We start from the raw sequence: 22,772 nt of genomic DNA, 5'->3' as shown, positions 1-22,772 counted from the left end.
AAAGGAGGTTTTACCTTTGGATAATTTAAATGACACAAATAATCAATATGTAATTTTTAATTTAGAAAATGAGTCTTATGGAATTGCTATTAATTATGTTGAGACTATAGAAAAAATATCTACAATAACAAGGATACCAGGATCACAGAAATATGTAGAGGGAGTCATTAATCTAAGAGGAGAAGTAGTACCTGTTGTAGATTTAAGAAAAAGATTTGGTTTTTCAACAACAGAGTACACAGATGAAACTAGAATAATTATCCTTTTAGTTGAAGACATGATTATTGGGATACTAGTTGACTCATCTTCAGAAGTATTAACTATTGAAAAAGATATTATTGATAACACTTCTAATTTAGTTAATGAAGGAGAAGACGAATATATTAGTGGAATAGGAAAAGTTGATAATAGGATGATTATACTTTTAGATGTATTTAAAATTTTTGATATAGAAACTGCCTAATTATAAGGAGGTTTTAAATTGACTTTTTCTGTAAGTGACCTAAATAGTATGCATATAGATATTTTAAAAGAAATTGGTAATATCGGAGCTGGAAATGCCGCAACAGCATTAGCGACTATGATAAATAAAAAGGTTGACATGGACGTACCAATCATCAAAATTCTCAATTATAGTGATATTACTCAGATTCTAGGCGGTGAAGAAGCAGTTGTTGCTGGTATTTATTTCGGTGTAGAAGGTGATATCCATGGGAACATTATGTTCTTACTAGATATAGTATCATCAAAACAATTAACAAATATTCTTATGGACAAGAGTGATTATACAGGCGAACTAGACCAAATGGATCGATCTGCACTGCAAGAAATAGGGAACATATTATCGGGGTCATATATTTCATCTCTATCAACTCTTACAGGACTCAACTTAACACTTTCTGTACCTTCATTATGTGTAGATATGGCTGGAGCTATATTAAGCGTACCTGCTATACAGTTTGGCCATGTTAGTGACAAAGTACTTTTAATCGAGACTGTATTGAAAGAGGGAAATGAATTAGTAAAGGCAAAGTTTTTCTTAATTCCTGATGTTGATTCCTTTGGAGTATTGTTAAAAAGTCTAGGGGTGGATAGTTAGATGCAGGAAATTCTAAAAGTAGGTATGGCAGATTTAAAGGCTGTAAAATACCCAAAGATATTGACTACATTAGGATTAGGCTCATGTATAGGAATAGCACTATATGATTCAACCACAAAATGTGCTGGTTTAGCACATATAATGTTACCAGATAGCAAACAAATAAAAAATAATACAAATAAGGCAAAATTTGCTGATACTGCTATAGAATTACTTATAAAGGAAATGTTACAATTGGGATGTAACAAAAGGAAACTAACAGCTAAAATTGCTGGTGGGTCACAAATGTTTTCTTTTGCAAACAGTAATGATATTATGAAAATAGGACATAGAAACTCAATAGCAACAAAAGATATCCTTAAGTCATTTAATATTCCAGTTATAGCTGAAGATGTAGGTGGAAATCACGGTAGAACAATTGAATTATACTCAAGTTCTGGAAAACTAATTGTTAAAACAATTGGCCATGGAATTAAGGAAATATAATATATTTCATTATGTCCCAGGAGGTTACAATGAACAATAAAGCCCTATGGATAAAGTATAAAAACGAAAGCAACTCGGAAGCAAAAAATCAACTTATCGAAAAGTATGTACACTTAGTTAAAATTATATCGGGTAGATTATATTTATCTTATAATTCAAATATCGAGTACGACGATTTAATTGGTTATGGAATTTTTGGACTTATAGATGCAATTGAAAAGTATGATATCAAAAAAGAAATTAAGTTTGAAACTTATGCGCAAATAAGAATAAGAGGGGCAATTATTGATCAATTACGTAACTTAGACTGGGTACCAAGATCAGTACGACAAAAATCTAAGCTTGTCGATCAAACCTATATAAAACTTGAAAACAAACTTGGCAGAAATCCAACTGAAGCAGAAGTTGCAAACGAGCTGAATATTACTAGAAAAGAATTAGATAATATAATACAACAAACAAATAGTTTCAATTTCCTTTCCTTTGAAGAAACACTATCAAACGGAACTCTTATAAATAGAGAAGATGCTGAAAATGAGCCGGAACAATTATTTTGTAATAAAGAGAGAATAAACATTATTAGAAATATTATAGATAAATTACCTGAAAAAGAAAAACAGGTAATTTCTTTGTATTACTATGATGAAGTTACGTATAAAGAAATTGCTTTTATTATGGGGATTTCAGAATCTAGAATATCCCAAATACATTCAAAAGCTATAAAAAAAATCAAAATAGAACTAGAAAATGAAGGCTAATATCGATTGGGGAAAAGGGGTGAAATTATGGATTTAAAAAACTATTTAGTATCAGAAGGACCTACATATAATGAGGCAGTTACAAAAGGTCTTAGTATGTTAAATGTAACAATAGAAGAAGTAGATATTGAAATACTTAAGGAAGTAAAAGGTTTTCTGAGAAAATCAAAAGTAGTTGTTAAATTAACTAAAAAAAATAATACTCTTTATAAAGGTACTAATGATGATAAAAATACTATTAATTGTACAGAAAATAACGAAAAAAAATTCACTGTAATATATAAAGATGAGGGTGTCTATTTAAGCATTACTAATTTTAAAAGCAGTAGCGTATTACAAAAAGAAATAAATGACTATTTAGCTAAAAAGGAAATAATCGACGTTAATAAAGATGCTATTAATAACGCTATTAAAAATTCTACATCAGGTTATATTTATATTGCGCCAGCCCAAAATGAGAAGAAAATTAATGCTGAAATTGTATTAGATGTATCAAAAAATAATTTATATTGTAGTGCTATGGTATTGGAGCCCGATGGCGGCGATGATGTGACATTAAGTGATTTTAAGAAAAAAATTTCTGAACTAGGAATAGTTTATGGTATTGATTATGAGAAAATAAATTATATATTAGATAATAAAATCTACAATAAAAAAGTAATAATAGCGTCTGGAACCGAGCCACAAAATGGTGTAGATGCCAAAGTTGTATATCATATTGATATTGAACAAAAAAACACCCCGGCAATTTTAGAAGATGGGAATGTAGATTTTAAACAATTAAATTTAATAAGTAATGTAAAGAAGGATACTATATTAGCAGAAATAAATCCTTCTACAAAAGGTACAAATGGGCAAGATATATTTGGTAATGTTGTTTCTGCAATTCCAGGAAAGGATACTCTTTTTAAACTTGGAAAAAATGTATATCTTAGTGAAGATAGTTTGAAATTACATGCTAATATTGATGGTCAAGCAGTTATAAAAAATGGTATAATTAATGTTGAAGAAGTCTACGAAGTTAAAGGGGACGTCGATAACTCGACTGGTAATATAACATTCAATGGTAGAGTCATTGTAAAAGGAAATGTTAAATCGGGATTCTCTATTGATTCAGCAGGGGATATTCTAGTACATGGTGTAGTTGAAGGAGCTCGTCTTACATCATCTGGGGATATTATTTTAAATAGAGGAGTACAAGGAAATAATCAAGCTTATTTAGAGTGTACAGGAAATTTGATTGCAAAGTATATTGAAAACACACAAATTAGGACCTATGGAAGTATTGAAGCTGACTGTTTATTGCATAGTAATACGATGGCTAAGAAAAACATAACAATATCCGGTAAAAAAGGTCTTATTGTTGGAGGAGAGGTTCGAGCAGGAGAACATATTAGTGCGAAAATTATTGGTTCCCATATGGGAACGCTTACAAAAATTGAAGTTGGTATTGATCCGGATGAAAAAAGTAGATCTGAAAATTTAAAAGAAGAAATAAATGACATTGAGAAAAAACTAGAAAGTCTTAAAAAAACAATAGATTTATTAAACAAGATATCAAAAAATTCAAAACTGCCTAAAAATAAAGAAGAGATTCTAATAAAATCTGTAAAAGCATACAAAGTCCTTAAAACTAATCATGATGAGTTAATAAAAGAATTTAATATTGTAGAATCTAAGTTGCAGTCAACTAAAGCTGGAAAAGTACATGTCTCAAAAGTTATATACCCAGGTGCAAAAATTGTTATATCAAACGTTATACGACAAATTTACGATGAATTAACAACTTGTACATTGAGCCTAATTGATGGTGAGGTATCTGTTGGTGCCTACGAAAAATAGGATGGTGATTTGATTGTCAATAAAACCTATTGAATATCAAGGATCTATACTTAATAGTCATGCTGAATCAAAATTACAGAATCATGAAATAAATAAATTACGACATGCTGTAAATCACGCTCAGATAAATAATCAAATTAATACTAAAAATAATGAGAAAAAAGTACTGCTTTCAGAAGAATGTTATAAAGGTTTGAATAGAGATAAAAGTGAAGAAAAGGAAAAGAAACACCATGGTAAAAAAAGAAATAAAAATACTGAATCAAAAGAGAAACAACAAAATATAGGTAAGAATGTTAGCTTAAAAAAGAAAGGTAAAATATTTGATATTTTAATCTAGAGGGGTGTTTTATGAATTTTAACATAATTCTGTTAGTTTTAGGCATTATTGTCGTTACTATTTCTCTATATATTACTGTAAAAAAAGAGGATAATATTCATAATCAAGATATTCACTCAATGTATATAGAAAAAGAAGACAAATTAAATAATAAATTAAACTTTGAAATAGATTCAATAAGAGAAGATATTTTGAAAATGCAGCATCAGTTTACTGATGCAATAACCTCATTAGAAAAATTAGTTGAGCAAAATGATAATAAATACAATCCAGTTAATACCTCACCTGAATATATTGAAGGTAAAAGTTTTAAAAATGTTCTAAATTACAATAAGTTTATAAAAAAAAATAAAGATATTATAAGTATGTATAATGAAGGAAAAAAATCTAATGAAATAGCAGCATGCTTAAGTAAAAGTCAAAGAGAAGTAGAAATGGTTCTTAGATTAATAAAATGAGGTGAATAATTTGCATAAATTCTCAATACGAAGTATTATCATAGGTATTGGAATCGGGGTTATTATTACTTCTTCATTAAACTTAATTTTTCATTCTAAGTTGGACACTATTAACAATGAAAATGAACAGAGTGCATTTGTAGATTTCGAGAATGATCAACACGATGATACTCCTGCTGATTTGTCAGAAGAAATACTTGAAGAAATAGATGAAAATAAAGAGGTAATTAAGGAAAGTGACTATATTGAGGTAGACATTCCACGTGGGTTAACAACAGACAAAATAGCAGATTTACTTTTTGAAAAAAACATAATAAATGATGCTAAAGAATTCACAAAAATTGCTCATTCATTAAAACTAACAAACAAACTACATTTTGGGGTTAAAGCTTTACCTAAAGAAGCCTCAGTGGAAGAAATATTAGCTATTATTGCATCTCCATAAAATTGTGTTTAAATTTTATTATCAGGTTAATAATAATAAAATCTAAAATATTTAAAATTGAATATTGATATTTAAACTACACTATGTTAGAATACTTAAGGTGATATAACACACACACTTCGTGATCTTATAGGCTGTGCCATTGGTCCCTATGAGAAATGATTGAAGTGGAGGAAAAACAAAAGGAGGAGAAAAAATGTCAGTAATATCAATGAAGCAGTTATTGGAAGCAGGTGTACATTTTGGCCATCAAACAAGAAGATGGAATCCAAAGATGGCAGAATACATTTTCACAGAAAGAAATGGTATCTACATTATAGATCTTCAAAAAACTGTAAAAAAAGTAGAGGAAGCTTATAATTTTATCAAGGAAGTTGCAGCAGAAGGTAAAAATGTTCTTTTTGTAGGTACAAAAAAACAAGCTCAAGAGGCAATTGAAGAAGAAGCGAAAAGATGTGGCATGTTTTATGTTAATCAAAGATGGTTAGGTGGAATGTTAACAAACTATCAAACTATTAAAATTAGAATCGATAGATTATTCGAACTAGAAAAAATGGAAGAAGATGGTACTTTCGAAGTTCTGCCGAAAAAAGAGGTAATTCAACTTAGAGCAGAAAAAGAAAAGCTAGAAAGATTTTTAGGTGGAATTAAAGAAATGAAGGATATGCCAGGGGCTATTTTTGTAGTTGACCCAAGAAAAGAAAGAATTGCAGTTAAGGAAGCAGAGATTTTAGGAATACCTGTTGTATCAATAGTTGATACTAATTGTGATCCTGAAGATGTAGACTATGTAATACCAGGAAATGATGATGCTATTAGAGCTGTTAAGTTATTAACTGCTACAATGGCTAATGCAGTATTAGAAGGAAAACAAGGTGAACAAGAAGAATAAATAAAAGATATAACAAAAGGGTAAGGGCATAAGGAATTTTCCTTACACTCTTACCTTTAATAATATTAGGAGGCGTAAAATATGAATATTACTGCAGCAATGGTAAAAGAGTTAAGAGAAAAAACAGGTGCGGGTATGATGGATTGTAAAAAAGCATTAACTAATGCAGAAGGTAATATGGATAAAGCAGTTGAAATTCTTCGTGAAAAAGGACTAGCTGCTGTAGCAAAAAAAGCAGGAAGAGTTGCATCTGAAGGCTTAGTTGAAGCATACATACATGGTGGAAGAATAGGAGTTTTAGTAGAGGTAAATTCAGAAACAGATTTTGTTGCTAAAAATCAAGAATTTAAAGACTTTGTTAAAGATGTATCTTTACAAATCGCAGCTGCTAATCCTCAATATGTAAGCAAAGAAGATGTGCCAGCAGACATTATTGAAAAAGAAAAAGAAATTTTAAGGAATCAAGCCCTAAATGAAGGTAAACCAGAAAAAATTGTTGATAAAATGGTAGAAGGTAGAATTGAAAAGTATTATAAAGAGGTATGTTTGTTAGAACAAAGTTTTGTTAAAAACCCAGATGTAACGATAGGAAATCTTTTAACAGAAAAAATCTCTAAAATTGGAGAAAATATAACGATTAGAAGATTTACAAGATATGAAGTTGGCGAAGGAATTGAAAAGAAAGAAGAAAACTTTGCAGAAGAAGTTGCTAAACAAATGGGTCAATAACTTTTATTATAATATAGAGAACACAGTTGTGTTCTCTTTTATGGTGAATATACATATCTGTCATGGAGATCTATGATTGGAGGAAAGCGAATGACAATGATGAAACCTCAGTATAAGAGAGTATTATTAAAGCTAAGTGGAGAAGCTTTAGCAGGAGACAAAGGTTTTGGTTTAGATACAGATACAATAAATGATATAGCAAAACAAATCAAATATATCCTTAACCTAGGTGTTGAGGTTGCAATTGTTGTAGGTGGAGGTAATTTTTGGAGAGGTCGTACCGGTGAAGGGATGGATCGAACTACTGCAGATTATATGGGCATGCTTGCTACAGTTATAAATGGTTTAGCCTTACAAGACGCTCTTGAAAATATCGATATTTCAACACGTGTACAAACAGCTATAGAAATGAGACAAATTGCAGAGCCCTATATTCGTAGAAAATCAGTTAGACATTTAGAAAAAAATAGAGTTGTTATTTTCGCTGCTGGGACAGGAAATCCTTACTTCTCAACAGATACAACTGCTGCACTGAGAGCAGCAGAAATTGAAGCTGAAGTAATTTTATTAGCTAAAAAGGTTGATGCAGTGTATGATAAAGACCCTAATATAAGTGAAGATGCAAAAAAGTTCGATCAGTTAACATACTTAGACGTACTAAAACTAGGCTTAAAGGTTATGGATTCAACTGCTACATCTTTATGTATGGACAACAAGATACCAATAAAAGTATTTGGTTTAGACAACCCTGAAAATATTAGCAAAATAATCCTAGGTGAAGATATTGGAACATATATATATAGTGAAAAGAATGAAAACAAAAAGGAGGATAATTAATGCCTGAAAATGTTATTAGGTTACAAGAAGAAAAAATGAACAAAACAATCGATGCTTTAAAGAATGAGTTGGTTACAATTAGGGCTGGAAGAGCGAATCCTGCAATGCTTGATAGAATTAGTATTGATTATTATGGTGCCATTACACCAATAAAACAACTAGCATCTGTAACCGCACCTGAGCCTCGATTAATAACTATTCAACCCTACGACACATCAATATTAAACTTAATTGATAAAGCAATTCAACAGTCAGATTTAGGGATTAACCCTTCAAATGATGGAAAATTAATTAGACTTAATATTCCTCAGTTAACTGAAGAAAGAAGAAGAGACTTAATAAAAATTGTTAAAAGAACTGCTGAAGATAGTAAAATTGCATTAAGAAATGAACGAAGAAACTCAAATGATGCGCTTAAAAAGTTACATAAAGATAATGAATTAACTGAAGACGAACTTAAAATATACTTAGAAAAAGTACAAGATACAACAGATAAGTTTATTAAAATAGTTGATGAACTAGCTTCTAAAAAGGAGAATGAAGTAATGGAGGTTTAAAATTGCAAAAAAGTGTTGATGTCTTAGGATTTGAATTAAATGATGCACTTTTCATATTAAATGAGTTAAATATGCAATATACGGTTAATGAAACCTATGGAAAAGATGCAAAAAAAATGGATGGAATAAAGAGAGTAGTTGGACAAAGGAATATATCTTTAAATGAAGTTGAAATAATTATATCTTATTTTAAAGCCCCATTTTTGGGGCTTTAAAATACTCGGGGTGAAGTTAGTGATTAATAAAACAGATAATCTCAATAATAATAATAATCAAAATGTTCCTAATCATATTGCTATAATAATGGATGGAAATGGGAGATGGGCAAATCAAAGAAATATCCCTAGAAGTTTAGGTCACAGGGCTGGCGTAGAGGCTTTAAAAAATATAGTTAAAAAATCCGCTGACATAGGTATTAAATACCTAACCCTATTCGCTTTTTCGACAGAAAATTGGAATCGACCTGAAAAAGAAGTTTCAGCTTTAATGAAGCTTTTGAAAGAGTTTCTAAAAAAAGAATCAATTCGTTTACATAAAAATGGAGTTAAAATAACTGTGATAGGTGATATAACTTTATTTTCAGATGAACTTATTAACCAAATAACTAAGGTTGAAGAAATGACCAAAATGAATAAGAAACTTACGTTATCAATAGCATTAAATTACGGGGGAAGAAATGAAATCACTAGAGCAGTTAAAAAGATTATTGAAAATAACTATAAAGTAGAAGATATAGATGAGCATATAATTAATCAAAATTTAGATACAAAAGGGATTCCAGATCCTGATCTATTAATTAGAACAAGTGGTGAATATAGATTAAGTAATTTTCTTCTTTGGCAATGTGCATATACAGAATTTTGGTTTACAGATATCTTATGGCCAGACTTTACACCAATGGATTTAGAAAATGCAATAAAGGGTTACCAAAATAGAGAGCGACGATTTGGTTCTGTAAAATGAATGGGGGTATAATATGTTTAAAAGAATACTAGCAAGTATTATTGGATTACCTTTATTGATAGTTATCGTATCATTAGGAGGTGCTTTTTTTTATATTGCAGTTACTTTAGTAAGTATTATAGGTATAAACGAATTTTATAACGCTTTTTCAAATAAAGAATATACGCCATTTTATTCAATAGGATATTTATCTTCTTTTTTAATCATGACACTTTTTTTCTTTGATTATTCTGAAATGTTACTCCCTCTCTTAGCAATAATATTTTTTATATGTAGCCTTATTTTACTAGCTAAAGATAACCACAGCATCCTTGACATTATGATTACTTTTTTTGGAATTATATACATTAGTATTATGATTGGTCATATGATACTATCAATAAACAGTGAGAATGCTATAGGAGTATGGCTTATCTTTATAATTGCATGGGCAACAGATACATTTGCATATTTTTCTGGTGTGTATTTTGGCAAAAGAAAACTATGTCCTAAGGTAAGCCCTAAAAAAACTTTAGAAGGTTCAGTAGGTGGTATTTTAGGCAGCGTGATAGCAACTCTAATTTTTGGAAACATATTTGTTTTGGGTAGTAATATTATGTTATTATTTTTAGGAATAATAGGAAGTATATTATCACAAGCAGGTGATTTATTTGCTTCGAAAATTAAGAGATATGTAGAGATAAAAGATTTTGGAAAACTTATACCCGGTCATGGAGGTATATTGGACAGATTTGACAGTATAATTTTTGTATCACCAATAGTATTTTATTACTTAAATTTTATAATACAATAATACATATGTCATAAATATTTAATGGGGTGACAACGTTGAAAAAAAAAGTTAGTATTCTAGGATCAACAGGTTCGATAGGAACACAGACACTAGACGTTATAAGAAACAATATGGATCATTTTGATGTAGTAGGGCTAGCTGTTATGAATAATATAGAGGCTTTAGAAATACAAATTCATGAATTTAAACCTAAAATAGTTGCTGTATTTAATGAAGAAAAAGCTGCAGTTTTAAGAAGTAAAGTAACCTCAAGTGTTAAAGTTGTTTCATCTATTAATGGACTGATCGAAGTAGCTACTTATGATGAAGTCGAATTATTACTCAATTCTGTAGTTGGAAGTATAGGGGTATTACCTACATTAAAAGCTATAGAGTGCGGGATTGATATTGCATTAGCTAATAAAGAAACACTTGTTGTAGCTGGAAAATTGGTAATGGAGAAAGCAAAGAAAAACAATGTCAAAATAATACCAGTTGATAGTGAGCATTCTGCTATTTTTCAATGTTTGGTAGGAGAAGATAAAAAGACATTATCAAAGATACTATTAACAGCCTCTGGAGGACCTTTTCGTGAATGGCAGTATGAGCAAATAAATAAGGCAACTTATAAAGAAGCATTGAAGCATCCTAATTGGTCCATGGGTAAAAAAATATCAATTGATTCTGCAACTCTAATGAATAAAGGACTAGAAGCAATAGAAGCAAAATGGTTATTTGACATAGATATGGAAAGAATAGAAGTAGTTATTCACCCTCAAAGCATTATTCACTCAATGGTTGAGTTTAATGACACTTCAATTATTGCACAACTTGGTTTGCCTGATATGAGAATAGCAATACAGTATGCTCTAACATATCCAAATCGATTACAATCACACATTCAACCGCTAGATTTTTCAAAGTTAAGCACCTTAACATTCGAACAACCAGATATTAAGAAATTTCCCTGCTTAAAACTATGTTTTGATTCGATTAAAATTGGAGGCACTATGCCTTGTGTTTTAAATGCTGCAAACGAAGAGTTAGTTAATCTTTATTTACAAGAAAAGATAAATTTTTACGATATATCGTCGTATATACAGGAAATAATGAATGTACATAGCACATTTGAGTATAATTCTGTAGAAGAGCTAATTGAAGTTGATAACTGGTCAAGAAAGTGGATTATAGATAATTATAAAAGGTAGGTGTTGAAATGGTTACTGCTATAGTTGCAATCATTGTGTTCGGTTTACTTGTTTTCATACACGAATTAGGACATTTTGGAGTCGCAAAATGGGTGGGTATAAAAGTCCATGAATTTGCAATTGGAATGGGGCCTAAAATAGTTAATTTTAAAAAAGGTGAAACAACTTACTCTCTCAGATTACTTCCTTTAGGTGGGTATGTTCGGATGGAAGGTGAAGATGAAAAATCTAATGACCAAAGAAGTTTTAATAATAAGCCTGTTTTACATAGAATTGGTGTTGTTATAGCAGGCCCGATTATGAATATTATTCTAGGGGTTATACTGTTTACTGTTATATTCTATAATATTACAGGAGTACCTACAACGACAATTAATGATATAGCCGAAGATTCTCCTGCTCATTATGTTGATGTTCAACCAGGAGATGAGATTGTCTCAGTTAATAATAAAAAAATATCTACATGGGATAATATTGTAGAAGAAATAAATATGTCACAGGGAGAAACTATAAATGTCGAATTATTAAGAGATAATGAAGTAATTACAAAACGAATTACACCTATAATTTCAGAAGACACTAATCAATATATGATTGGAATTTATCCTGTTACAAATAGATCAGTAATGTTAGCTATAGAAAATAGCCTTAAACAAACTCGAATGATTATAACTGGAATATTTGACTTCTTTAGGGGTTTAATAGTTAGACAAGAAAATGTTTTAGATGATGTAGTAGGGCCAGTAGGAATAATTAGCCTAGTAAGTGAAGCTAGTAGAGCAGGCTGGATATATGTTACTCAATTAGCGGGATTAATTAGCATAAATTTAGCTATTATGAATTTATTGCCAATACCAGCTTTAGATGGAAGTCGTATACTTTTCTTAATTGTAGAAGCATTTAGAGGAAGACCTATTGATCCAGAAAAAGAAGGTATGATTCATATTATTGGTTTTACTTTATTAATACTTATGATGATTATGGTTACTTACAAAGATATAACAGGACTTTTTGTATAGGTGGTATGAATTATGAGAAAAAAAACAAAAGAAATAAAATGTGGTGACGTCCTAATAGGCAGTACAAACCCAATATCTGTTCAATCAATGACTACAACAGATACTAATGATGTAGAATCAACAGTAAATCAAATTTTAAGACTCGAAGAAGCATCATGTGATATTGTTAGAATTGCAGTACCAAATTTTGATGCTGCTCAGTCTATAAAAAAAATCAAGCAAAAAACCTCTATACCAATTGTTGCGGATATACATTTTGATCATAGACTAGCTTTAGAAGCTATAAAGAATGGAGTAGATGCATTAAGAATTAACCCGGGCAATATTGGTGAGGAAAGTAAAGTAAAAGAACTAGTTTTATCTGCAAAAGCACATAATATACCTATTAGGATAGGTGTAAATGCAGGTTCGTTAGATAAGGATTTATTGAATAAATATACTAGTGTAACAGCTGAAGCTCTTGTAGAAAGTGCTTTAAGACATGTAGAAATTTTAGAAGATTTAGGATTTTACAATACAGTAATATCTTTAAAAGCTAGTAATATTAAGCTAACTGTTGACGCATACAATTTGATTTCAAAGCAAGTTGACTATCCACTTCATGTCGGTATTACAGAAGCGGGAACTCTTTATAGTGGCACAATTAAGTCTGCTATAGGTATTGGAACATTATTACTAAACGGCATAGGGGATACAATACGCGTGTCCTTAACTGGTGACCCTGTTGAAGAGGTGAAAGTTGGAAGGGAAATTTTAAAATCATTAAATCTCCTCGAAAATGAAGTCACTATTATCTCCTGCCCGACATGTGGAAGATGTGAAATAAACTTAATAGAACTAGCAAATACTATAGAAAATAAAATAAATCATATTAAGAAACCTTTAAAAATTGCAGTAATGGGGTGTGCAGTTAATGGGCCGGGCGAAGCAAGGGAAGCAGATATTGGAATTGCAGGGGGAGTTAACTCAGCATTATTGTTCAAGAAGGGTAAGATTATAAAAAAAATTCCTGAAAAAGATATAGTAATGACATTAATTGAAGAAATAGAAAAATTTTAAGGAGGCCTTCTATGAGAGTATCTGCTATTATCCCTGCATACAATGAGGAAAAGCGGATAGGTACGGTTTTACAGCCAGTTATAAAATCATCTATCATCACAGATATCATCGTTATTGATGATGGTTCTGATGACAGAACTTGTCAAGAAGTTAGCATGTTTTCAGGTATTAAACTGATTAAATTTAAATGCAATAAAGGCAAAGCTGAAGCTTTAAAGGCTGGACTTAAAGACTGTCAATCTGAAATTATTGTTTTCCTAGATGCTGATCTAATAGGTCTAAGTACTGAACATATTGAATCTTTAATTAAGCCTTTAGTAATAGACGATTATGAAATGACTATAGGAGTTTTTAAGTCTGGCAGGTTTTTTACCAGTTTTGCTCAAAAACTTACACCATGCTTGTCTGGACAAAGAGCCTTTAAAAAATCATTAATTCAAAATATAATAGATCTAGACATGAGTGGGTATAATGCAGAAATTGCCATATCAAAGATGCTTAGAGATGATAATATAAAGACCGTACAGGTTCCTTTAGAAGGCATAAGTCATGCTATTAAAGAAGAAAAGTTTGGCTTAACAAAAGGATTATATTGGAGAATAAAAATGTATAAAGATATTGTAAAATATATGATACACTAAAGTTAAAGGGGGGATATAATTGTTATGCAATTGTTAAGCTTTAGTGATTTTGTATTAAGACTTGGTTTGAATTTTGATGTGCCTAAAGAAGGCTGTCAAATTAATAATATAAAGTTTTATAGACAGAAAAAACAGTTAGATATATTTATATCAAGTAATAATATCTTAAGTGAAGAAACGTTATTAAATATAAGAAATTCATTAAAATCACTTATGATGTTGAAAGATGTTAATATAAATATTCAATACAACTTAAAATATGGGGATTTATTTGAATTAATTGAATTAAATTGGGGTAATATTATATTTATTTTTAATAAATTACTTCCTTCTACAAAGCAAATGCACGATAAGATGAACTGGACACTTGATGAAAATAAGTTAATAATTGAATTAGAGGAAGTTATCTTAATTAAAGCCATAGAGAGAAATGTGAATAAAAAAATAGAAGCCTATTTTTCAAATAGGTTTAATTTTTTGATAAAATGTGAAATAAAAAGCTATAAAGATGGATTCAGTGTAACCAAATATCAAGAAGATAAAATCAAAGAAAGTAGCGTATATTTAGAACAAGTTATGAAAGAGCAAATTCTAAATAAAGAAAATAAAAAAACACATTCAAGTGAACAAAAAAAGAATAATATCATTTTAGGTAAAACTTTTAATGGAGAGGTTACAAACATAGAAGATATATATAATGAATCAGGACAAGTAATCATTGAAGGAGATATCTTTGATTTTGAGTGTAAAACATTAAATAATGGAAATAATATCTATATTTTATCTGTTACAGACTATACAAATTCAATAGTCGTAAAGATATTTGAACGTAAAAACAAGGACTTAGACCTTAATATACTAAAAAATGAACTTAAGATACGAATAAAAGGGAATATTGTTTTTGACAAGTTTTTAAAAGAAAATGTTCTTATAGCCTCCGATATTATAAATGTACCTAATGTAACACATAAGACTGACAAAAGTCCTAATAAAAGAGTAGAGTTACACTTACACACGAATATGTCAGCTATGGATGGTATGTCCACAACAAAGCAACTTATAAAAAAAGCTGCTGAATGGGGACATAAGTCTATAGCTATTACCGATCACGGTGTAGTACAGGCATATCCGGAAGCAATGGATGCGGGTAAAAAAAATAACATAAAAATTATATACGGAATTGAAGGTTATTTTGTAAATGATCAGATTTCCACCCAACAGTTTAATGACCAGAGATCATTCGACGATGAATTTGTCGTATTTGACATTGAAACAACCGGATTGTCAAATAAATACCATAGCATTACAGAAATAGGTGCTATTAAGGTAAAGAATGGTGAAATAATTGATAAATTCTCTAGCTTTGTAAATCCACAAATGGTTATACCTGATGAAATAATAAAACTAACCGGAATCACAAATGAAATGGTACAGGACTCACCGACAATAGAGGAAATATTACCACAGTTTATAAAATTTTGTGGTAATAGTTGTCTTGTTGCACATAATTCTGACTTTGATTTAGGGTTTATTCAGGAGAGTTGTAAAAAATTAAATTACACAATAAAAAACTCCGTATTAGATACGCTTAAGTTATCCAGAGTGTTGTTAACAGACCTAAAAAGACATAAACTAAATACTATTGCCAGGTATTTTAAAATCTCACTTGAAAATCATCATAGAGCAATTGATGATGCCCTTGCTACTGCTCAAATATTCATCAAATTTATTGAGATAATGAAACGTAAAGGGATATTTTATTTAAAAGATGTAGAAGAGTTACTAAAAAACAATGTTGACTTCAGAAAGCTTGACACATTTCATATAATAATTCTTGCAAAGAATAAAACGGGATTAAAAAACTTATATAAAATAGTTTCAGAATCCCATCTAACTTATTTTTATAAAAAACCAAGGATACCAAAAAGTCTCTTAAATAAATACAGGGATGGTTTAATCGTTGGTTCCGCATGTGAAGCTGGAGAATTGTACCAAGCTTTACTTAAAAATAAGAGTGAAGAAGAAATTGAAAACATTGTCAAGCTATATGATTATCTTGAAATACAGCCATTAAAAAACAATCAATTTTTACTTGATAAAGGTCTCTTAAGAAGTGAAGAGGATCTCAAAAATATTAATAGGGATATATTACAGATTGGAGAAAAAAACAATCTCCCTGTAGTAGCAACTGGCGACGTTCATTTTTTAGATTCAAAAGACGAGGTATATAGACGAATACTCATGACAGGCCAAGGATTTGATGATTCTGGTCATCAACCACCTCTCTATCTGAAGACAACGGACGAAATGCTAAAGGAATTTGAATATTTAGGATCTGATAAAGCTTATGAAGTTGTAGTAGACAATCCAAATATAATAGATAAACAAATTGATAACTTAATACCTATTCCAGAGGGGACATTTCCTCCTATAATCCAAGGTTCTGAAGAGGATTTAAGAAACCTCTGTTTTGATAATGCGTACAAACTTTATGGTGACCCTCTTCCAGACATAGTTAAAAACAGACTTGATAGAGAACTAAATTCAATTATTTCTAATGGCTATGCAGTAATGTATATTATAGCCCATAAGTTAGTAGCAAAATCTTTAGAAGATGGTTACTTAGTTGGATCAAGGGGATCCGTAGGATCTTCTTTTGCTGCAACGATGAGTGATATAACAGAAGTAAATCCTCTGCCTCCTCATTATGTTTGTAATAATTGCAAATATTCCTATTTCTATACCGATGGTTCAGTGGGATCAGGTGCCGACTTACTAGATAAAGCTTGTCCTAATTGTGATTCCAACTTAATAAAAGATGGTCATGATATTCCTTTTGAAGTATTCTTAGGTTTTGAAGGTGATAAAGAACCCGATATTGACTTAAACTTTGCAGGTGAATATCAAAGTGAAGCACATAAATATACGGAAGAGCTTTTCGGAGAAGGGAAAGTTTTTAGAGCTGGTACCATAGGTACTATTGCTGATAAAACAGCATATGGCTTTGTAAGAAAATATATGGAAGAAAAAAGCAAGGTTTGTTCAAATGCAGAAATAAGTAGATTAACTCAAGGATGTACAGGTGTAAAAAGAACTTCTGGGCAGCATCCAGGTGGCGTCATGATTGTTCCTGCAGACAAAGACATTTATGACTTTTGTCCAATACAATATCCTGCAAATGACATTAATTCCGATGTTATTACTACACACTTTGATTATCAAGCGATTAGTGGGAGACTGCTTAAGTTGGATATACTTGGTCATGATGTCCCTACTATAATAAGAATGTTAGAAGATATAACGGGAACTGATGCAACAAAAATATCTTTGGATGATCCTGAAACGATGAGTTTATTTACGAGTGTAGAATCCCTAAATATTAATTCATCAGAATTTAAATATGAAGTTGGTACAATGGGAATCCCAGAGTTTGGCACAAAGTTTGTTAGACAAATGCTAATTGATACAAAACCAACTACTTTTGCTGAACTTGTACGTATTAGTGGACTTTCACATGGAACAGATGTATGGCTAAATAACGCTCAAGATCTTGTTCGAAGTAATACAGCGCAGTTAAAGGATGTTATATCCACTAGAGATGATATTATGAACTATTTAATATTGAAAGGATTACCAGCTAAAAAATCTTTTAAAATTATGGAAAATGTAAGAAAAGGAAAAGGCCTCTCTGAAGAAGATGAAGCAATTATGAAGAGTAATAATGTGCCTAATTGGTATATTGACTCTTGTAAAAAAATTAAGTATATGTTTCCAAAAGCTCATGCAGTTGCTTATGTTATGATGTCCTTTAGAATTGCATATTACAAAGTTCACTATCCAGAAGCCTTTTATGCAACATACTTTACAACACGAGCAGACGATTTTGATATAAATTTAGTCCTTAAAGGAAAAGAAGAAATATGTAGAACAATTAAAGAAATAGAATCATTAGGTAATAATGTAACTGCAAAGGAAAAAAATTTACTTACTGTATTAGAGGTTGTTTTAGAAATGCTATATAGGGGTATGGAGTTGCTCCCAATAGATTTATATAAATCAGATTCAGATAAATTTATTGTTAAACAGTCTACTTTACTACCTCCTTTAAAGGCGCTCCAGGGAGTTGGTCAAAATGCTGCTAGAAATATTGTTGTAGCAAGAGAAAAGGGTGCATTTTTATCTAAAGAGAATTTGAGAGAACGTGCAAAGTTAACAAAAACAGTTATAGAAAAATTATCAATTCATGGTTGCCTTGGTGATTTACCTGAAACTAACCAACTTTCCTTGTTTTAACTTGCAGTGTTACAACCTTTGTGTTATACTATAAAAACAGTATAATCAATATAGAACTAGAGTGGGTGCATTTGCCCACTCTTTACTTTTATTGAAACAACTTTTTTTATAAAGTATAAAATAGAATAATAATAGCAAAGATTACAAAATATACAACTATGTAAGTAAAATGCTTTTTATAAAAACAACTACAACTAAATAAGGAGGAAAAGTGAATGGGAAAAAATAAAGTTGAACAAATTGTTATAGAACTTGTTCATCCAATATTAGAAAGTGAGAAATTCGAGCTTGTTGATATAGAATTCAAGAAAGAAGGACCACATAGATATTTAAGAGTATACATAGATAAACCAGAGGGAATCACATTAGATGATTGCCAAATAGTAAGTGAACACTTGAGTGAAAAGCTTGATGAATATGATCCAATTGAAGAAAACTATTTCTTAGAGGTATCCTCTCCAGGATTAGATAGACCTTTAAAGACTGAGGAAGACTACATAAAGTTTAAAGGAAGAGATGTTGAAGTTAAACTGTATGAACCTTTCAATGGAAAAAAACATTTAGAAGGTGAATTAATAGGACTTGAAAATAATAATCTGAATCTTAAAGTAGATGGTAATAGTATAGAAATACCTATAGATAAAGTTGCAATTACAAAATTGGCTATTAAATTTTAAGGGGGGATATAAGGATGAATTCTGAATTCATTGAAGCACTTGAACAAATACAAAAAGACAAGGGGATAAATAAAGATATACTAATTGATGCCTTAGAAGCAGCTCTAATATCAAGTTATAAAAGAAATTTTGGCACCTCACAGAATGTTAGAGTTTCAATAAATAGAGAAAATGGAGAAGTACATGTTTATTCACAAAAAAATGTAGTGGATACGGTTGAAGATGAATTGCTAGATATAAGTCTAGAAGATGCTAAAGCAATTAATCCAAAATATGAAATTGATGATGTTATAGAAAGTGAAGTCACACCTAAAAATTTCGGACGAATAGCAGCACAAACTGCAAAACAAGTTGTTGTACAAAGAATTAGAGAAGCTGAAAGAGATGTCGTTTACGATCAATTCATTAATAGAGAATCTGATATTATAACGGGTTCAGTTTCAAGAACAGCTAAAGGGATCGTTTATATAAGTTTAGGAAAGACAGAAGCTGTTTTAGCACCTAGTGAACAGATGCCTACAGAGCAGTATAATCATGGTGATAGAATAAAGTGCTACATATTTGAAGTTAAAAGAACAACTAAAGGCCCACAAATAGCTTTGTCAAGAACACATCCTGGTTTAATTAAAAGACTTTTTGAGTTAGAGGTTCCTGAAATACATGATGGTATAGTTGAAATTAAAAGCATTTCTCGTGAAGCTGGTTCTAGAACCAAAATTGCTGTGACATCTACAGATGCTAATGTAGATCCAGTTGGTGCTTGCGTTGGACCGAAAGGTGGTCGTGTTCAGATTATTGTAGATGAGTTAAAAGGGGAAAAGATTGATATAATTAAGTATAGCGAAGATCCTATAGAGTATATTACTAGCGCATTAAGTCCTGCAAAAGTAATTAATGTAGATATTGATGAAGAACTGAAAACCGCTAAAGTAATTGTACCTGACTATCAATTATCATTAGCTATTGGAAAAGAAGGACAAAATGCAAGACTTGCAGCTAAATTAACAGGCTGGAAAATCGATATTAAGGCTGAGAGTCAAGCAAAGTAGTTAATAGGGGTGATTATGTTGAAGAAAAGAAAAACACCTTTAAGAAAATGTCTAGGATGTTCAGATATGAAAGATAAACGTCAGTTAATTAGGGTTGTAAAAGATAAACTTGGAAATGTAAGTATTGACCTTAAAGGCAAAGCACCTGGACGAGGTGCCTATATTTGCAATAAACAAAAATGTTTTGAAGTAGCTTATAAATCTAAAGCATTTAATAGAGCGTTTAAATCTGAAATTTCCCCTGAAGTATATGAACATTTAATGGAGGAGATTCAAAAAAATGCTGAATGATAAAGTGAAAACTTTAATTGGTTTTGCAAAAAAGTCTGGAAATTTGGTATCAGGAGAACAATCATGCAGGATCGAAGTCAAAAAAAAACCTTCTTTAATTATTGTTGCAAGTGATGCATCTGAAAATACAAAGAAAATATTTCAAAATAAATCAAAGTATTATGATGTGCCATTGATCTATAAATCAACAAAAGATGAGATAGGTCGTGTAATAGGTAGTCCTTCGAGAGCTGTAATCATTATAAAAGATAAAAATCTTGCCACTAAAATTTTAGAAATCATAGAAAATGATGCTACATAAACAAATAGGGGGTGGTCCATTTGTCAAAAATTAGAGTATACCAATTGGCAAAAACTTTAGGATTAAGTAACAAAGAATTAATTGAAAAATTATCAGATTTATCTATCGATGTCTCAAATCATATGAGCACTGTGGACGAAGAGAGTGCAGAGCTATTACAACAATACTTGAAAGAAATCGCTACAAAATCGGAAAATAAAGAAACGGGTGAAGAAACAATTAAAGATCATATAATACAAAATGAAGATATTAATCAGGAAAAAATCAACGAGAAGAAAAATAATAATAATGTCTCAGAAGAATCAAACATTCTTGAAATTAATGAAAAGATTACGGTAAAAGATTTTGCAGAAACAATTGGTAAGAGTGTTAATGAAATTATCTCAAAATTAATACACATGGGTGTAATGGCAACTATAAATCAAGAGATTGATTTTGAGTCAGCTGAAAAAGTAGCACAACTTTACGATATTGAGCTATTAAAAAATGAACCCGAAGATGTGGAAGAATCCGATTTTATTGTTCACGTTGAAGATAATATTGAGGATCTTAAACCTAGATCACCTGTTGTAACCGTAATGGGACACGTTGATCATGGGAAAACCTCATTACTAGACGCTATACGAAAAACTAAGATTACCCAGAGAGAGGCAGGCGGAATTACGCAACATATAGGAGCGTCTGAAATTAAACTAAACGATAAGAATATTGTTTTTCTTGATACCCCAGGACATGAAGCTTTTACTGCTATGCGTGCTAGAGGGGCAAAAGTTACTGATATAGCTATTTTAGTTGTTGCAGCTGATGATGGAGTTATGCCTCAGACAATTGAAGCTATTAATCACGCTAAAGCAGCTGAAGTGCCAATTATTGTAGCAATTAATAAAATGGATAAACCAGATGCAAATCCAGATAGAGTAAAGCAAGAATTGGCAGATAATGACATTCTCATTGAAGAATGGGGTGGGGATGTTGTCAGTGTATCTGTATCAGCAATGCAAGGCACAAACATTGATACTTTATTAGAGATGATTCTACTAGTAGCTGAAATGGAGGAGTTAAAAGCAAATCCTAATAGAAGTGCGGTAGGTACAGTTATTGAAGCGGAATTAGATAAGGGCAAAGGCCCAGTAGCAACTATTATAGTTCAAAATGGAACGCTAAATGTAGGTGATTCCATAGTCATTGGAACGACATATGGTCGTGTACGTGCAATGATTAACAGTGATGGTAAACGGGTTAAAGTTGCTGGTCCATCTACTGCTGTTGAAATTACAGGATTATCTGATGTACCAGGAGCTGGTGATCAACTCAACGCTATTTCAGATGATAAAACAGCGAGAGAAATTGCAAATAATAGAATTAACAAAATTAAAGAAGAACAACTAAAAGCAAGTCAAAAAATTTCTTTAGATGCACTCTATAACCAAGTTGAACAAGGAGCAATAAAAGAATTAAATGTTATTGTTAAAGCAGATGTCCAAGGGTCTGTCCAAGCAGTTAGACAATCTTTAAGTAAATTATCTAATGATAAAGTAATTGTTAAGTCAATTCATGGTGGGGTAGGAGCTATTACTGAGTCGGATGTAATGCTAGCATCTGCTTCAAATGCTATTATTATTGGTTTTAATGTTCGTCCTTCTTCTGGAGCAGTCTCCTTAGCTGATAAAGAAGAGGTTGATGTTCGTTTATACAAAATCATATATAATGCTCTAGAAGACCTAGAGTCTGCAATGAAAGGTATGCTAGATCCTGAATATAAAGAAGTTCAACTTGGGAAAGCAGAAGTTAGATTAACATTTAAAGTCCCAGGAGCTGGTACTGTTGCGGGTTGCTATGTTATAGAAGGAAAAATTAAAAGAAATGCTAACGTTCGCTTGGTTAGAGATGGTATAGTTGTACACGATGGTGATATCAGTTCACTAAAACGATTCAAAGATGATGTGAAAGAAGTGGCCACTGGTTATGAGTGTGGTATTAGTATTGATAACTACAATGATCTAAAAGAAAATGATATTATTGAGGCATATATTATGGAAGAAATTAAAAGGTAGAG

Annotated in this window: 25 protein-coding genes; all 25 read left to right on the top strand. The window is 30.9% G+C overall.

The window, feature by feature from the left end:
• The first annotated feature begins 16 nt into the window (after positions 1-16).
• The 25 genes from RH915_RS01945 (at position 17) to infB (ending at position 22,770) form a co-directional block, all read left to right on the top strand.
• Positions 17-463, top strand: coding sequence for a chemotaxis protein CheW (locus tag RH915_RS01945; protein WP_310477599.1), 447 nt, complete (start codon positions 17-19; stop codon positions 461-463).
• 18 nt (positions 464-481) lie between these two features.
• Positions 482-1,099, top strand: a complete 618-nt coding sequence (locus RH915_RS01940; RefSeq protein WP_310477598.1) for a chemotaxis protein CheC — start codon at positions 482-484, stop codon at positions 1,097-1,099.
• Positions 1,100-1,585 carry a chemotaxis protein CheD gene (locus RH915_RS01935; protein WP_310477596.1) on the top strand — a complete coding sequence of 162 codons (486 nt, stop codon included), beginning with the start codon at positions 1,100-1,102 and terminating at the stop codon, positions 1,583-1,585.
• A 29-nt stretch (positions 1,586-1,614) separates the two neighbouring features.
• Positions 1,615-2,343 carry a FliA/WhiG family RNA polymerase sigma factor gene (locus tag RH915_RS01930; protein ID WP_310477595.1) on the top strand — a complete coding sequence of 243 codons (729 nt, stop codon included), beginning with the start codon at positions 1,615-1,617 and terminating at the stop codon, positions 2,341-2,343.
• Between the two features lie 27 nt (positions 2,344-2,370).
• Positions 2,371-4,185 (top strand): FapA family protein, encoded by a 1,815-nt coding sequence (locus RH915_RS01925; protein ID WP_310477594.1) that lies wholly within the window; start codon positions 2,371-2,373, stop codon positions 4,183-4,185.
• Between the two features lie 13 nt (positions 4,186-4,198).
• Entirely contained in the window at positions 4,199-4,525 is a 327-nt protein-coding gene (locus tag RH915_RS01920; protein ID WP_310477593.1) for a hypothetical protein, read from the top strand.
• An 11-nt stretch (positions 4,526-4,536) separates the two neighbouring features.
• Positions 4,537-4,983: a DUF6115 domain-containing protein gene (locus RH915_RS01915; protein WP_310477590.1), complete on the top strand. Its 447-nt coding sequence runs from the start codon at positions 4,537-4,539 to the stop codon at positions 4,981-4,983.
• 10 nt (positions 4,984-4,993) lie between these two features.
• Positions 4,994-5,428, top strand: coding sequence for a hypothetical protein (locus RH915_RS01910; protein ID WP_310477589.1), 435 nt, complete (start codon positions 4,994-4,996; stop codon positions 5,426-5,428).
• 196 nt (positions 5,429-5,624) lie between these two features.
• A complete protein-coding gene (gene rpsB / locus RH915_RS01905) occupies positions 5,625-6,320 on the top strand; it encodes a 30S ribosomal protein S2 (protein ID WP_310477588.1) in 696 nt (231 codons plus the stop codon).
• Between the two features lie 81 nt (positions 6,321-6,401).
• Positions 6,402-7,049, top strand: coding sequence for a translation elongation factor Ts (tsf, locus tag RH915_RS01900; RefSeq protein ID WP_310477586.1), 648 nt, complete (start codon positions 6,402-6,404; stop codon positions 7,047-7,049).
• A gap of 96 nt (positions 7,050-7,145) precedes the next feature.
• A complete protein-coding gene (gene pyrH / locus RH915_RS01895) occupies positions 7,146-7,886 on the top strand; it encodes a UMP kinase (RefSeq protein ID WP_310477747.1) in 741 nt (246 codons plus the stop codon).
• A complete protein-coding gene (gene frr / locus RH915_RS01890; protein WP_310477584.1) occupies positions 7,886-8,443 on the top strand; it encodes a ribosome recycling factor in 558 nt (185 codons plus the stop codon). Before pyrH ends, frr begins: the two co-directional genes overlap by 1 nt.
• A gap of 2 nt (positions 8,444-8,445) precedes the next feature.
• Positions 8,446-8,658: a hypothetical protein gene (locus RH915_RS01885; protein ID WP_310477582.1), complete on the top strand. Its 213-nt coding sequence runs from the start codon at positions 8,446-8,448 to the stop codon at positions 8,656-8,658.
• Between the two features lie 19 nt (positions 8,659-8,677).
• Positions 8,678-9,406, top strand: coding sequence for an isoprenyl transferase (locus RH915_RS01880; RefSeq protein WP_331618246.1), 729 nt, complete (start codon positions 8,678-8,680; stop codon positions 9,404-9,406).
• A 13-nt stretch (positions 9,407-9,419) separates the two neighbouring features.
• Complete coding sequence (locus RH915_RS01875; protein ID WP_310477580.1) at positions 9,420-10,199, top strand: phosphatidate cytidylyltransferase; 780 nt, start codon at positions 9,420-9,422, stop codon at positions 10,197-10,199.
• Between the two features lie 35 nt (positions 10,200-10,234).
• A complete protein-coding gene (locus RH915_RS01870; protein ID WP_310477579.1) occupies positions 10,235-11,386 on the top strand; it encodes a 1-deoxy-D-xylulose-5-phosphate reductoisomerase in 1,152 nt (383 codons plus the stop codon).
• 8 nt (positions 11,387-11,394) lie between these two features.
• Positions 11,395-12,405 carry an RIP metalloprotease RseP gene (rseP, locus tag RH915_RS01865; RefSeq protein WP_310477578.1) on the top strand — a complete coding sequence of 337 codons (1,011 nt, stop codon included), beginning with the start codon at positions 11,395-11,397 and terminating at the stop codon, positions 12,403-12,405.
• Positions 12,406-12,417: 12 nt separating this feature from the next.
• Positions 12,418-13,464, top strand: coding sequence for a flavodoxin-dependent (E)-4-hydroxy-3-methylbut-2-enyl-diphosphate synthase (ispG, locus tag RH915_RS01860; RefSeq protein WP_331618245.1), 1,047 nt, complete (start codon positions 12,418-12,420; stop codon positions 13,462-13,464).
• Between the two features lie 11 nt (positions 13,465-13,475).
• Positions 13,476-14,105, top strand: a complete 630-nt coding sequence (locus RH915_RS01855) for a glycosyltransferase family 2 protein (RefSeq protein WP_310477576.1) — start codon at positions 13,476-13,478, stop codon at positions 14,103-14,105.
• Between the two features lie 24 nt (positions 14,106-14,129).
• Positions 14,130-18,398, top strand: a complete 4,269-nt coding sequence (locus RH915_RS01850; RefSeq protein ID WP_310477575.1) for a PolC-type DNA polymerase III — start codon at positions 14,130-14,132, stop codon at positions 18,396-18,398.
• 215 nt (positions 18,399-18,613) lie between these two features.
• A complete protein-coding gene (gene rimP, locus RH915_RS01845; RefSeq protein WP_310477574.1) occupies positions 18,614-19,075 on the top strand; it encodes a ribosome maturation factor RimP in 462 nt (153 codons plus the stop codon).
• Between the two features lie 14 nt (positions 19,076-19,089).
• Positions 19,090-20,124 (top strand): transcription termination factor NusA, encoded by a 1,035-nt coding sequence (nusA, locus tag RH915_RS01840; protein WP_310477573.1) that lies wholly within the window; start codon positions 19,090-19,092, stop codon positions 20,122-20,124.
• Between the two features lie 15 nt (positions 20,125-20,139).
• Positions 20,140-20,415 carry an RNase P modulator RnpM gene (gene rnpM / locus RH915_RS01835; RefSeq protein WP_334307723.1) on the top strand — a complete coding sequence of 92 codons (276 nt, stop codon included), beginning with the start codon at positions 20,140-20,142 and terminating at the stop codon, positions 20,413-20,415.
• Positions 20,405-20,716: a L7Ae/L30e/S12e/Gadd45 family ribosomal protein gene (locus RH915_RS01830; RefSeq protein ID WP_310477571.1), complete on the top strand. Its 312-nt coding sequence runs from the start codon at positions 20,405-20,407 to the stop codon at positions 20,714-20,716. The genes rnpM and RH915_RS01830 overlap by 11 nt, the downstream gene beginning before the upstream one ends.
• Before the next feature lie 20 nt (positions 20,717-20,736).
• On the top strand, positions 20,737-22,770 hold the full coding sequence (infB, locus tag RH915_RS01825; RefSeq protein ID WP_310477570.1) for a translation initiation factor IF-2: 2,034 nt from the start codon (positions 20,737-20,739) through the stop codon (positions 22,768-22,770).
• Positions 22,771-22,772: the final 2 nt, after the last annotated feature.

This window comes from Serpentinicella sp. ANB-PHB4, assembly GCF_031432315.1.
Classification (GTDB): domain Bacteria; phylum Bacillota; class Clostridia; order Peptostreptococcales; family Natronincolaceae; genus Serpentinicella.
This window is presented reverse-complemented; position numbering and strand designations above follow the sequence as displayed.